Below are 12500 nucleotides of genomic sequence, written 5' to 3'. Positions count from 1 at the left end.
CTAGAGAAACGCGCAGCATGTCGGCGCGGGGCCAGGTCAAGCCGTCTTTAGACGAACGGATGCCGACGCATCCCGACATATGCCGATGCGGGTGCGGAGACTGAATAGGTCGCGAGTTCGATTCTCGCAGGCGGCTCAGCCCGAACGGCCCGCCGGATCCTCAGGATCCGGCGGGCCGTTCGTCGTTCCGGGACACTCCCGTCGTGGTGCGTGGAAGGATCGGCAGATGACACTGACGGAGTTCCTGCTCGCTCGGCTCGACGAGGACGAGGCGGCGGCACGCGAGGCCGCGCGCGCAGAGGAGGCGACGACGGTGCCCGCCGGCAGCGGGGCGGCCGCCCCCGGTGTCGTGCGGCTCAGCCCTGCCCGCGCGCTGGCCGAGGTCGAGGCGAAGCGCCGGATCGTCACCCTCGCCTACGAGGCGACGGGGCTCGACATGGACGGCGACGTCGAACGCGAGGTCAACGCGCGCCGTGAGAGCGGGATCGAGTTCGTCGGCGAGCGCATGCTGCGGGCCATCGTCCTGCCGTACGCGGACCACCCCGACCACGACGACGCCTGGCTGCTCTGACCGCTGGCTCCCGGTGGGAGCCGGGCCACGGCCGTCGCGGGGCCGGTCAGGGCCCGGCGGAGGGGACGGGCTCGGGGCGGGGCACGGCATCGGTGTCCGGCTCCGGCCGGGCGCGGAACTGCCCGGTGGCGGCGAGGACAGCGATGAGCACGACGGGGACGATCCAGCCGGTCCAGCCGAGGACGGTGACCTGGGTGGTGTCGACGGTGGTGCCGGCCTGGGCGAACAGCAGGTAGGTGCCTCCGGCGGCGTTGACGGCGCCGTGGGCGAGGGCGGGGGCCCAGACGTTGCCGCTGCGCAGGCGCAGCCAGGCGAACACTGCGCCGAGGACGGTGCAGGACCCGACCATGCAGGCGAGCGCGACGAGCGGTGACGCGGTGGGGTAGTTGTAGCCGAGCAGGACGAGCGGGGCGTGCCACAGGCCCCAGATGACGCCGGAGGCGACGACGGCGCCCCACATCGGCAGGCGCCCGGCGAGGTGGGGGAGCAGCCAGCCGCGCCAGCCGGCCTCCTCGCCGAGGGCGGGCACGAGGTTGATGAAGGTGCCGATGACGACGTTGACGAGCTGGAGGGCGACGAGCACCTCGAGGGGCAGCCCGGCGGCCTCGACGCCGCCGGCGGCGGCGAGCTGGGTGTCGAGGATCTCGCGGAACCCGGAGAACTCCCGCAGGTCGGTCTGGTAGAGGCCGAGCGCCGCCGCGACGGCCAGGGCGACCAGGACGAGCGCGATCGGCACGACGACGGCGATCGCGGCCCACAGGAAGGTCCGCCCCCACGGGCGTACCGGCACGATGCCGAGCGCACGGGCGACTGGCCGACGTTCCACGAACCGCGCGACCACGACGGCGGCGATCGCCGGGGTGGCCATCATCCCGATCGCGACGACCGTGAGGGACGGGCTGTCCAGGCCGTCGCCGAGCCACAGCGGCAGCGCGACGAGCCAGGACAGCCCGAAGGCGAGGGCGAGGTAGGTGACCAGGGCGCGCATGGGCACCCACCGTACAGAAGGGCGAGGTCAGAGGGCTCGGGCAGGGTGGGCGAGGATGTCGGGCACGAGTCGTGCCGCGACGGACGCGGCGCTGCGCACCACCCCGATCCCGGCGGCGAACACGACGACGAACGTCGCGATGGCGAGCGGCTGCACGAACACCATGAAGCCGACGAGCGGGAACATCAGGAGCGCGGCGGTGAGCGCGGACCCGCCCGCGACGGACCAGACGGTCGACATGACGGACCGTCGGGCGGCCTCGGCCATGACGGCGGGCGGCACGCCGAACCGGTCCATCGCGACGTGCACGGCGGCCCGGTCGAGGGTGGCGGCGGCCTGGTTGATCGCCACGGAGCAGGCGACCATGACGAACGAGATGGTCATGGTGACGAGCAGGCCGGTGGAGATGTCGGCCATCAGCCACTGCTCGGCAGGGTTCGAGGCGTCGGTGGCGTTCGACAGGGCGAGCCCGACGCCGCCGAACACCCCGACGAAGCTGGTCATGGCGAGCCCGCTGACCTGCCGCCACGCGACCTTCGGGTCGTCGAGGACGCGTCGTGCGGCGAGCAGCCGCGGGACGTCGTCGGCGCGCCGGAGCATGCGGCGGGCACGCACGGCGACCCACCAGGGCCCGGCGAGGTCGAGGGCGAGCAGCATGCCGCCGAACGTGGCGGCGAGCACCCCGACGACCGCGACGATCCCGCCGAGCTCCCCGAACAGGCCGAGCACCTGGAACGAGCCCACGCCGGCGAGCAGCACGACGGCGGCGACGAGGGCGCGCACCCACCCGGCGGTCGCGGCCCGCTGCCGGGTGCGTACCCCGAGCGGCGTGACGACGACGCCCCGCAGGCCCGCGGCGGCGCTGAGCGCGGCCAGCACGACCACGACGACCACGACGAGCGGCAGCGCGAACCACGGCAGCCACACGGCGTCACCGAGGGGGGCGCCGCGGAACCGGAGCAGGCCGAGCAGGGGCGCGGTCGCGGCGTACAGCACGAGCCCGACGACGGCACCGACGAACGCGCCGGCGGCGGCCTCCAGCACGGTGAGGGTCGCGACGGTCCCGCGGGTCGCGCCCAGCAGCCGCAGGGACGACAGGCGGTCGTCGCGGCGGCGGGCGGCGAGCCGGGCCGCGGAGGCCCCGACGGTGAGCAGCGGGACCACGAGCAGCACGAGCGCGATGACGGCGAGCGTCGCGTACGTGGCGGTGAGGTCGTCGTCGCCGACGAAGAAGCTCTGCGCGCCGCCCGCGACGAGCGCCAGCAGCGCGGTGACGACGGCGTAGGCGGCCACAGGCAGCCAGGCGCCGGCACCCGTGTCCCGCCGGCGGAAGAACAGCGGCGCGAGCCGCAGGGCGACCCCGGCGGACCGGTACGGGCGCGCGCCGGGCACGGCGGGGCTCATCGGGCGCCACCCTGTGCGGTGGCGGTGGTGCCGGCGGTGGTGTCGGCGACGACACGGCCGTCGCGCAGGACGACGGTCCGGGCGCAGCGCGCGGCGACCTCGGCGTCGTGGGTGACCACGACGAGGGTGCGGCCCTCCGCGACCGACGCGAGCAGCAGGTCGAGCACCTCGGCGGACGTCGCGGAGTCGAGTGCCCCGGTGGGCTCGTCGGCGAAGACGAGGCGCGCGCCGTTGACCTGGGCGCGGGCGATGGCGACGCGCTGCGCCTGCCCGCCCGAGAGCTGCCCGAGCCGGCGCTGCTCCAGGCCTGCCAGGCCGAGGCGGACGAGCTGCTGCACCGCCTCGGCCTCGGCCTGCGCGCGGGGCACCCCCACGAGCATCCGCGCCACCGCGACGTTCTCCAGCGCGGTGAGCTCGTCCAGCAGCAGACCCTGCTGGAACACGAACCCGAGGTCCTCGCGGCGCAGGCGGGAGCGGCCGGCGTCGTCCAGCGTCCCGAGGGCGACCGGGCCGCCCCGGGTCGCGACGGTGACGTCGCCGGCGGTGGGGGCGAGGATTCCCGCGAGGCAGTGCAGGAGCGTCGTCTTGCCCGATCCGGACGCGCCCATGACGGCGACCGACTCGCCCGTCGCGACGTCGAGGTCGACGCCGTCGAGGGCGGGCGTCGTGGAGCCGGGGTAGGTGAGGGTGAGCCCGCGGGCGGACAGCAGCGTGGTCATGGCCTCCACGGTTCCACCCGGCCGCCGTGGCGCGCATCGGCCGGCAGGCCGATCCGGGCGGGCTCCGCGTCAGACCGGAGGATGACGGCCGGATACGCTCGGAGCATGGCATGGAGCTTCGGGCGCAGGCGTCCCACCACCTACCTCCTCGGTGAGGCCGTCGACCCGTACCCCGCGCAGGTGCCGGAGGCGCGGCGGGGGCGCGTGCTGCGGATCACGGAGATCGGGGAGCCGGTGCTGCACACCCCGGCACGCACCGTCGAGAAGTTCTCGACGCCGGAGCTGGCGCGCCTCGTCGACGACCTGTTCGCGACGATGGAGGTCGCGCAGGGTGTCGGGCTCGCCGCGCCGCAGGTCGGGGTGGACCTGCGCGTCTTCGTCTACGACCTCACCGACGATCGCGGCGACCGCCACGTCGGCCACGTCGTCAACCCCGTGCTCGAGATCGACGAGACCTCCGAGCTCGTCACCGAGGACGAGGGCTGCCTGTCGGTGCCGGGCGCGTACGAGCCGCTCGCCCGCCGCGAGTCGGCGTCGGTGCGCGGCGTGGACCAGCACGGCGCCCCCGTGCAGCTCGACGCGACCGGCTACCTGGCGCGGGCGTACGTCCACGAGTGCCAGCACCTCGACGGCACCCTGTACTGGGACCACCTGGACGCCGAGGCGCAGCGGCGCGCGCTGGCCGAGCGGGACGAGGAGCGCGCCGGCGTGCTGGCCGAGCGGCACGAGCTGGCCGTCGAGCTCGGCAAGCGTCCGGCCGAGTACCCGGCCGAGCCTGCCGGGGGTCGCTGACCGGAGGCGTCAGTCGGTGCGGCGGCGGGACCGCCACGCGACCAGCCCGCCCGCCGCGACGCCCGTCGCCGCCAGCACGAGCCCGGCGCCCGCCCACAGGTCGCCGTCGAGCAGGATCCCGTGGGGGCTGTCGTCCCGCGGTCCGAGCGCGACCACCGGGGCGGGCGCGACGTCGTCCACCGCGACGGCCGCCGCGGCGCTGGGCGAGGGGCTCGCCGACGGCGACGGCGACGGTGACGGCGACGGGCTGGGGCTCGGCGACGGGCTCGCGGACGGTGACGGTGACGGGCTGGGGCTCGGCGTGGGCGTCGGTGTCGGCGTGGGGGTCGGGTCGGCGGCCTCCGGGCTCGGGCTCGGTGACGGCTTCTTCTTCCGCTTCTCCTGCTCCGCGGGTTCCTGCTCCGGGCTGGGCGACGGCGTGGGCGACGGCTCGACGGCCGTGGGGGACGGCGACGCCGACGGGGTGGCGGCCTGCGTGCAGGCGCCGTCGTCGTCGCTCCACTCGCCCACGCCCGGCACGCGGACGTAGACGACGCAGTAGCCGTCGGGCATCTCGGTCGCGGCGGCGTCGAACGACACCCAGCCCGAGCGGCCGCGCGGCATCGGCTCGGTCAGCCAGGCGTACCGCCAGCCCTCGAGGCTGCGGACCGAGAACCCGACCCGGTCGTCGTCGTCGTCCCGGTCCCGGTCGTGGTACGAGACGCCGGAGACCGAGACCTCGAGGTCGTCGTCGTCCGCCGTCGCGGCCCCCGCCGTCGAGGCGGCCAGACCGCACGCCAGCGCGACGGTGAGCAGGGTTCGGGCGGCTGGAGGAGCGGCGCGCACGGGGACCTTCCGACGCTGGGCGCCGGACGGCCCGGCGTGTTCGGCGACATCGTAGCGGGGTGGAGGTGGCCCCCGTCACGCTCGTCCTGGCAATGGCCCTGGCGGGCGCCCGGACGTCGGGTCAGAGCCCGCCGAGCCAGTTGACGACGGCCGCCGCGACCGCGTCGAGGTCCTTGACGTCGTGGGTGCCGGGCAAGGTGATCCGGGTGACCGGACCGGGGATCGCCGCCGTGTGCTCGGCGAGCTCGTCCGGGCTGCCGAACGGGTCGCGGTCCCCGCTCACGAACAGCACGGGCAGGTCGAGCCCGCCCAGGTGCTCCGTGCGGAGCCGGTCCGGCTTGCCCGGCGGGTGCAGGGGGTAGCTGAGCAGCACCAGGCCGGTGGCGGGCAGGCCCTCCGCCACCGCCATCGAGCACATGCGGCCTCCGTAGGACCGCCCGCCGAGCAGCAACCGGTCGGTGCCCACCCCGAGGCGCGCGGCGAGCCGCTCCGCCTCGGCCCGCACGTGCGCGACAGCCACGGGGGCGCGGTCCGGCATGCGGCGGCCCGCCGTGCGGTACGGGAAGTCGACGCGCTCGACGGCGACCGCCGGGTCCAGCGCGGACACGGCGTCGTCGACGGCGCGCAGCGCGCGGTGGTCGCGGTCGGCCCCGGCGCCCGGGGTGAGCAGGAGGCCGGCAGGGCGGGCGGTCATGACCCCAGTGTCGCCGATCGGGTGTCCGGGGGGCGCGCTACGTTGCGGGGATGGAGTCGAGGCAGGGCGGGTGGGCGGGAGCACGCTCCGGCGGGTGGGCACGCTCCGGCGGGAGGGTCGTCGGGGAGGACTGGTCGGGCGAGGACCTGGACGGGGTGGTGCTCGACGGCGTCGAGCTGGTCGACGTCGACCTGTCCGAGGTGAGCGTGGACGGTGCGACCTTCACCGGGTGCACGTTCCGCGGCGTGCAGCTCAACGCGTCGTCGTGGACGGACTGCGCGTTCACGTCGTGCCGGTTCACGCGCGTCGACCTGTTCGACGCCGACCTGGTGCGGTGCAAGCTCATCGGCTCGACGTTCGACGACTGCCGGTTCGCGCTGCTGCGTGCCGTGCAGGGGGACTGGTCGTTCACGGGGTTCCGGCGCGCGGTGCTCGACGGCGTGCACCTGGAGTCGTTGCGGCTGCGTGAGGCGGACCTCGAGGAGGTGCGGGCGAAGGGCGCGCCGCTCCTCGGCCTGGACCTGTCCGGCGCAGTGCTGGACGGCGCGGACCTGTCCGGTGCGGTGCTGCGCGGCAGCGACCTGTCGGCCCTGGACCCGCGCTCGGCGCGGCTGGACGGTGCGGTGGTGGACGTCGCGCAGGCCGTGGTGCTGGCGGAGGCCCTGGGCCTCGTCGTCACCGGCGACTGAGCGGAGCGCCCCGGAACGGCACCCGCCGCGCCCGTCCGCCGCGCACCGGATCACACGCCCAGGAGGTTTCCCGGGTCGGGGCAGGTGCGTTAACGTGAGCGTCCTACATCGTTGTACAACTTGAAGGACAGCCATGACGGAACAGGTCGCCGCCAACCCGATCGTGCTCCAGCGCGCGGATCCGCACGTGCTGCGTCACGACGGGCAGTACTACTTCACCGGCTCCTACCCGGCCTACGACCGCGTCGTCCTGCGCCGGGCCGAGCGGCTCGAGGACCTCCAGGCCGCGCCGGAGGTGACGATCTGGACCCGGCACGCCACGGGGCCGCAGTCCCACCTCATCTGGGCGCCCGAGATCCACCGCGTCGGCGACGCCTGGTACGTGTACTACGCGGCCGCCCCGAACGACCACGGCACCGCCGACGTGCCCGGCACGGCCGAGACCTTCAACCACCGGGTCTTCGTCCTGGAGTGCACGGACGCCGACCCGATGACGGGGGAGTGGGTCGAGCGCGGCCAGGTCGACACCGGCTGGGAGTCGTTCGCCCTCGACGCCACCACCTTCGTGCTCGACGGCACCCAGTACCTCGTGTGGGCGCAGCAGGACTTCCAGGTCCGCGGGCACTCCAACCTGTACATCGCCCCGATGGCGAACCCCTGGACCCTCGCGGGACCGGCGGTCGAGCTGACCCGCCCCGAGTTCGACTGGGAGGTCAAGGGCTTCTGGGTCAACGAGGGCCCGTCGGTCCTCGTGCGCGACGGCCGCGTCCTCCTCACCTACTCGGGCGCCGCGACGGGGATCGACTACGCGATGGGCGTCCTGACGGCCGACGCGACGGCCGACCTCCTGGACCCGGCGTCGTGGTCCAAGAGCGCCGACCCGGTGTTCGTCTCCGACCCGTCGGTGCAGCAGTACGGGCCGGGCCACAACTCGTTCACCGAGTCGCCCGAGGGCGAGACGGTGCTGGTCTACCACGCCCGCAGCTACACCGAGATCGTGGGCGACCCGCTGTGGGACCCGAACCGTCACGCCTGCGCCCAGGTGCTGCCGTTCGACGCCGAGGGCAACCCGGTCTGGGGTACCCCGGCGCCCCTGACCCGCCCGGTGCCGGCGTCCACCGACGTCCTCACGCCGGACGGCACGGCGGTCGTCGCCGAGCCCGTGGCGGACGAGGTTCTCGCCTAGGTCGCACCGTCAGGTTTCTCACACCGGGGCGTCGCTGCAGGTCAGAGCTGCAGCGGCGCCCTCGTTGTGTGCCGGGGCACTCTTTGCATCGTTTACCGTGAAGTGGCGCCGGGTCGACAGGAGACACGGTGCAGACCACCCGAGGAGCGTCGATGACCGACCACCACCACACCGCCGTCGAGGTCGAGGGCCGTCCCACCACCGGGGCACGCGCGTCGCTGCGCAGCCCCGTGTTCTGGAACGTCGGAGGCCTGTTCTTCTTCTACTTCGCCATCTGGCAGCTGGCGATGACCTTCCTCAGCCCCTGGCTGGCCGAGGAAGCAGGGATGAGCAGCGGGAACATCGGCCTCGTCTTCTCCGTCATCGCGCTCGTCGCGTTCTGCCTCCAGCCGTTCTACGGCTACATCCAGGACCGGCTCGGGTTCCGCAAGAACCTGCTCGCCTTCGTCGTCGTGTGCGCCGCGTTCATCGGGCCGTTCTTCGCCTTCGTGTTCCTGCCGATCGTCTCGTTCAACGAGGTCGTCGGGGCCGTCGTCGGCGGCATCTACCTCTCGCTCGTGCTCAACGCGGGCGTCGGCGTCGTGGAGGCGTTCAACGAGCGCACCTCCCGCGCCAACGGCTTCGAGTACGGCCACGTGCGCCTCTTCGGCTCCCTCGCCGGCGCCACCGCCTCCCTCGTCGGCGGCTTCATCTGGGCGTCCGACCCGAACAACATCTGGTGGGCCGGCACGTTCTCCGCGCTCCTGCTCGGCGTCCTGCTGTTCGTCGTCCGCACCCCGAGGCCCGGCGACCCCGGCTACACCGCCATCAGCGCCGACGCCTCCGGCGCCACGCCCAAGGTCGACGGCGGGGCCGTGCGCTCGCTGCTGAAGAACCGCTCCTTCGTCGGCTTCATGATCCTCATGTTCGGCACCGCGGCGCTCTACGACGTCTTCGACCAGCAGTTCGCGATCTACTTCGCCCAGCACGCCACGGAGGTCGCGGACCCGCAGGTGCTGTTCTCGCAGGTCGTGTTCGTCCAGATCCTGCTCGAGGCCGCCGTCATGGTCGTCATGCCGTTCCTCATCAACAAGATCGGCGCCAAGTGGGGCCTGATCCTGTTCGCGATCGTCCTGGTCGTCCGGGTGCTCGGCTCCGCGTTCATCGTGGACACCGAGATGCTCATCGTCTGGCGCCTCCTCGCGGCCATCGAGATGCCGCTCATGCTCATCTCGGTGATGAAGTACATCACCCGCATGTTCGACGTCCGGATCTCCGCCACGGCCTACATGATCGGCTTCAACATGGCCAAGGCCGCCGGCGTCTTCATCTTCTCGTGGGTGTTCGGCCGCTCCTACGACGCCATCGGGTTCAGCTCGACCTACGTCGTCATGGGCGTCGTCGTGGTCGCCGTGACCGCCGTCGCCATGGTCCTCATGCGCAGCGACCGCGGCCGCCCGGACCCGGGCGCCGTGTCCGCCGAGCAGACCGTCAACGCCTGAGCACCGTGACGGGGCAGGGCGCGAAGTCCAGCACCTGACGGCTGGTCGAACCCAGCACCAGCCTGTCGAAACCGCCCAGCCCACGGGTGCCGACCACCAGCCGGTCGGCACCCGTGGCCGCTTCCACGAGCATCTTCGCGGCCTGGCCGTGCAGCACCTGCGGACGCAGCCGCTCGGCCGGCAGCGTCACCCCCGCGTCGTGGACGGCGGCGTCCAGGCACTGGCGGGCGAACTTCTCGTAGTCGTCGATCGGTGGCGCCCAGCCCCACGACCCCGGCAGCGGCGCGAGCGTCGTGATCTGCCAGGCGAACACCGGCTCCAGCACCGCGCCCGTCCGTTCCGCGACCTCCGCGCCGTGACGCAGCGCCGCCACCGACGGCACGGACGTGTCCACCCCCACCACGACGCGGTGCTCCGCACCCTCGACGAGCTCCGGCGTCGGGCCGTCGTCCAGGCGGCGCACCACCGTCACCGGGACGTCGGCGTTCTCCACGACCGTCGTCGACACGCTGCCCAGCATCCGTCGGCCCACGCGACCGCGCCGCCGCCGGCCCAGCACCAGCATGTCCGCACCCTCGGAAGCGTCCAGCAGGGCCTCCGGCGCCGGCCCCGGCAGGCAGAGGACCTCGGTGTCCACCGTGACCCCGCGGCGCGCGGCCACGCGGTCCACGATCTCTCGCGTCACCGCCAGGCGTTCGGGACGCAGGGGCGCGAGGCGGGTCTCGTCCCGCTCCGGGGCGGCCTGGACCACGGTCAGCGGCAGGCGGCGGGACGCGGCCTCCTTGAGCGCCCAGTCCAGCGCCTCGTCCGCCTCCACCGACCCGTTGACGCCGACCACGATGCCGTCCATGCCTGCAGGATAGGTCGGGCGTCGGCGCCCGGCAGGGCGGGGGAGCTGGGCGCCGCACCGTCGGCATGACCTACCCTGGCGCGCATGCCCAGCACCGGTCCCGTGAGCCTCGCGCGCGCCGACGGCGCCGCGGCGCGCCCGGCGTCCGGCGACGGCTCCCGCCGCGACATCCAGGGCCTGCGCGCGCTCGCCGTCGGTGCCGTCGTGGTGTTCCACCTGTGGCCGACGGCGCTGGCGGGCGGCTACGTCGGCGTCGACGTGTTCTTCGTGCTGTCCGGGTTCCTCATCACCAGCCACCTGCTGCGCCGCCCCGTCGACTCCCCGGGCGCGCTGCTCGACTTCTGGGCCCGCCGCGTGCGCCGCCTCATCCCCGCCGCGAGCCTCGTGCTGCTCGTGACGCTCGTCGCCGCGGTCGTGTGGTTGCCGTCCACCGTGCTCGGCCCGACGGCGCGCGAGGTGGTCGCGTCCGCCCTCTACGTGGAGAACTGGCAGCTCGCCGCCTCCGAGGCCGACTACCTCGCCGCCGACCAGGCCCACTCGCCGGTGCAGCACTACTGGTCGCTGGCGATCGAGGAGCAGTTCTACCTGCTGTGGCCCGTGCTGCTCGGCGCCGCCACCTGGCTGGTCGTCCGGCGGCACCGGGCCGCCCGGGCCTCGACGCCCGACGGCGCCGCGGCGCACCACGGGACGGACCGTCCCGTCGTCGTCGCCGCCGTGGTGGTGACCGGGGCCGTCGTCGTCGCCTCGCTCGCCTGGTCGGTCCATCTCACGGCCACCGAACCGGCCGCCGCCTACTTCGTCTCCACCACCCGCTTCTGGGAGCTCGGGCTCGGCGGGCTGCTCGCCGCGCTGTCGGCGCTGCGTCCGTCCGCCGGGGCCGCCGACGGCGCGGCGGCGCGCGTCCTGCGCCCGGTCGCGGCCTGGGCCGGGCTGGTGATGATCGTCGTCGCGTGCGTCACCTTCGACGAGGGCACGCCGTTCCCCGGGACCGCCGCCCTGCTGCCCACCGTCGGCACCGCGCTCGTGGTCGCGGCCGCTGCCGACGGTCTGCGCGGCGGACCCGGCCGCCTGCTCGGCCTGCGTCCCGTCCAGTGGCTCGGGGACACCTCCTACTCCGTCTACCTGTGGCACTGGCCGCTCGTCGTCATCGTGCCCGTGGCGCTCGACGTCGACGGGCCGCTCGTCATGGTGGGCGTCCTGGTCGCCACCCTCGCGCTCGCCGCGGTGTCGCGCACCTGGGTGGAGGAACGGCTGCGCCACCATCCGGGACTCGTCCGGCGTCGGGGAGCCACCTTCGTGCTGCTCGCGGTGTGCGTCGGCCTCGTCGCCGGTGCCGGGGCGGCGGTGGCCGTGCGCACCGACGCCGCCGAGCAGGAGGCCGCGACCGAGTTCGCGACCGCCGTCGAGCAGGCGCAGCCGTGCGTCGGCGCCGAGGTCGTCCGGGACCCGTCCTGCGCGCAGCCGGACTTCGTCACGCCGCCGCTCGTCGCCGCGCAGGACAAGCCCGTCGTGTACGCCGACGGCTGCTGGAACAACACGCCCTTCACCAGCCGGAACACCTGCACCTACGGGCCCGCCGACGCCGGCACCCGCGTCGCGCTCGTCGGCAACTCGCACGCCGGTCACTGGGTGCCGGCCCTCGCCGACGCCCTCGACGCCGAGGACTGGCGGCTCACCACCTACCTGCAGTCCGTCTGCTACACCGTCGACGTGCCGCTCGCGTTCGACGGCGCCGGCGAGGCCGACGGCTGCCGGGACGTCAACCGGTGGGCGGTCGAGGAGATCGTCACGGGCGGCTACGACGTCGTCGTCATGTCGGACCGCACCAACCAGCCGATCGCCGGGGTGCCCGACGCCGAGCAGGAGGACGCCGCGCAGGCCGCCTACGCCGACACCCTCGCGGCGTTCACCGACGCCGGGATCCCGGTGCTCGTGCTGCGCGACACCCCTGCGATGCCCGCGAACGTGCCCGACTGCGTGGCCCTGCACCCCGACGACCTCGACCGCTGCGGCGCGCCCACCACCGCGCTCGAACCGGACCCGCTTGCCGCCGCGGCCGCCGTTGACACCACCGGGCTCGTGTCGGTGACCGGCGTCGAGGACCTCATGTGCGACCCCGAGCTCTGCCACGCCGTCGTCGGCGGGCTCGTCGCCTACTTCGACCACGGCCACCTCACCGCCACCTTCGCCCGCACCCTCGCCCCCGAGGTGTCCGGCGCCGTCCGCGACCGCCTCGCCGGCTGAGCGGGCGGGCGCGAGTCAGCGCAGAAACCCGCGAGTCAGCGCAGAAGCCCGCGAGTC

At 74.2% G+C, this 12500-nt stretch carries 12 protein-coding genes; 6 read left to right on the top strand and 6 right to left on the bottom strand.

What is annotated here, in order from left to right:
- Positions 1 to 226 precede the first annotated feature (226 nt).
- Positions 227 to 571: a DUF6221 family protein gene (locus I598_RS09270; RefSeq protein WP_068202713.1), complete on the top strand. Its 345-nt coding sequence runs from the start codon at positions 227 to 229 to the stop codon at positions 569 to 571.
- A 46-nt stretch (positions 572 to 617) separates the two neighbouring features.
- Here the strand turns inward: I598_RS09270 and I598_RS09265 are convergent, their stop codons facing one another.
- The 3 genes from I598_RS09265 to I598_RS09255 are packed head-to-tail and all read right to left on the bottom strand — an operon-like array spanning position 618 to position 3682.
- The gene (locus I598_RS09265; RefSeq protein ID WP_068202712.1) at positions 618 to 1559 is read right to left on the bottom strand and encodes a CPBP family intramembrane glutamic endopeptidase; all 942 of its coding nucleotides are present in this window, start codon (positions 1557 to 1559) and stop codon (positions 618 to 620) included.
- 27 nt (positions 1560 to 1586) lie between these two features.
- The gene (locus I598_RS09260; protein WP_068202711.1) at positions 1587 to 2963 is read right to left on the bottom strand and encodes an FtsX-like permease family protein; all 1377 of its coding nucleotides are present in this window, start codon (positions 2961 to 2963) and stop codon (positions 1587 to 1589) included.
- Positions 2960 to 3682 carry an ABC transporter ATP-binding protein gene (locus tag I598_RS09255; protein ID WP_068202710.1) on the bottom strand — a complete coding sequence of 241 codons (723 nt, stop codon included), beginning with the start codon at positions 3680 to 3682 and terminating at the stop codon, positions 2960 to 2962. The genes I598_RS09260 and I598_RS09255 overlap by 4 nt, the downstream gene beginning before the upstream one ends.
- A gap of 105 nt (positions 3683 to 3787) precedes the next feature.
- Here I598_RS09255 and def point away from each other — a divergent pair, with 105 nt between their 5' ends.
- The gene (def, locus tag I598_RS09250; protein WP_157557194.1) at positions 3788 to 4474 is read left to right on the top strand and encodes a peptide deformylase; all 687 of its coding nucleotides are present in this window, start codon (positions 3788 to 3790) and stop codon (positions 4472 to 4474) included.
- 9 nt (positions 4475 to 4483) lie between these two features.
- Here the strand turns inward: def and I598_RS09245 are convergent, their stop codons facing one another.
- Together I598_RS09245 and I598_RS09240 are read right to left on the bottom strand one after the other, a co-directional pair.
- Entirely contained in the window at positions 4484 to 5299 is an 816-nt protein-coding gene (locus I598_RS09245; RefSeq protein WP_068202708.1) for a hypothetical protein, read from the bottom strand.
- Positions 5300 to 5420: 121 nt separating this feature from the next.
- Entirely contained in the window at positions 5421 to 5993 is a 573-nt protein-coding gene (locus I598_RS09240) for an alpha/beta hydrolase family protein (protein WP_068202707.1), read from the bottom strand.
- Between the two features lie 50 nt (positions 5994 to 6043).
- On the opposite strand from I598_RS09240, the gene I598_RS09235 reads away from it, so the two are divergent.
- From I598_RS09235 to I598_RS09225, 3 genes are all read left to right on the top strand, one after another.
- Positions 6044 to 6682: a pentapeptide repeat-containing protein gene (locus I598_RS09235; protein ID WP_068202706.1), complete on the top strand. Its 639-nt coding sequence runs from the start codon at positions 6044 to 6046 to the stop codon at positions 6680 to 6682.
- A 133-nt stretch (positions 6683 to 6815) separates the two neighbouring features.
- Entirely contained in the window at positions 6816 to 7868 is a 1053-nt protein-coding gene (locus I598_RS09230) for a glycoside hydrolase family 43 protein (RefSeq protein WP_068202705.1), read from the top strand.
- A gap of 152 nt (positions 7869 to 8020) precedes the next feature.
- On the top strand, positions 8021 to 9349 hold the full coding sequence (locus tag I598_RS09225) for an oligosaccharide MFS transporter (protein ID WP_157557193.1): 1329 nt from the start codon (positions 8021 to 8023) through the stop codon (positions 9347 to 9349).
- Here the strand turns inward: I598_RS09225 and I598_RS09220 are convergent.
- Positions 9339 to 10199, bottom strand: a complete 861-nt coding sequence (locus I598_RS09220; protein ID WP_068202704.1) for a universal stress protein — start codon at positions 10197 to 10199, stop codon at positions 9339 to 9341. The two genes, I598_RS09225 and I598_RS09220, sit on opposite strands and share 11 nt — an antisense overlap.
- Positions 10200 to 10283: 84 nt before the next feature.
- On the opposite strand from I598_RS09220, the gene I598_RS09215 reads away from it, so the two are divergent.
- Complete coding sequence (locus tag I598_RS09215) at positions 10284 to 12443, top strand: acyltransferase family protein (protein WP_083973095.1); 2160 nt, start codon at positions 10284 to 10286, stop codon at positions 12441 to 12443.
- Positions 12444 to 12500: the final 57 nt, after the last annotated feature.

This window comes from Isoptericola dokdonensis DS-3 (genome assembly GCF_001636295.1).
In the GTDB taxonomy this organism is placed as follows: domain Bacteria; phylum Actinomycetota; class Actinomycetes; order Actinomycetales; family Cellulomonadaceae; genus Isoptericola; species Isoptericola dokdonensis.
This window is presented reverse-complemented; position numbering and strand designations above follow the sequence as displayed.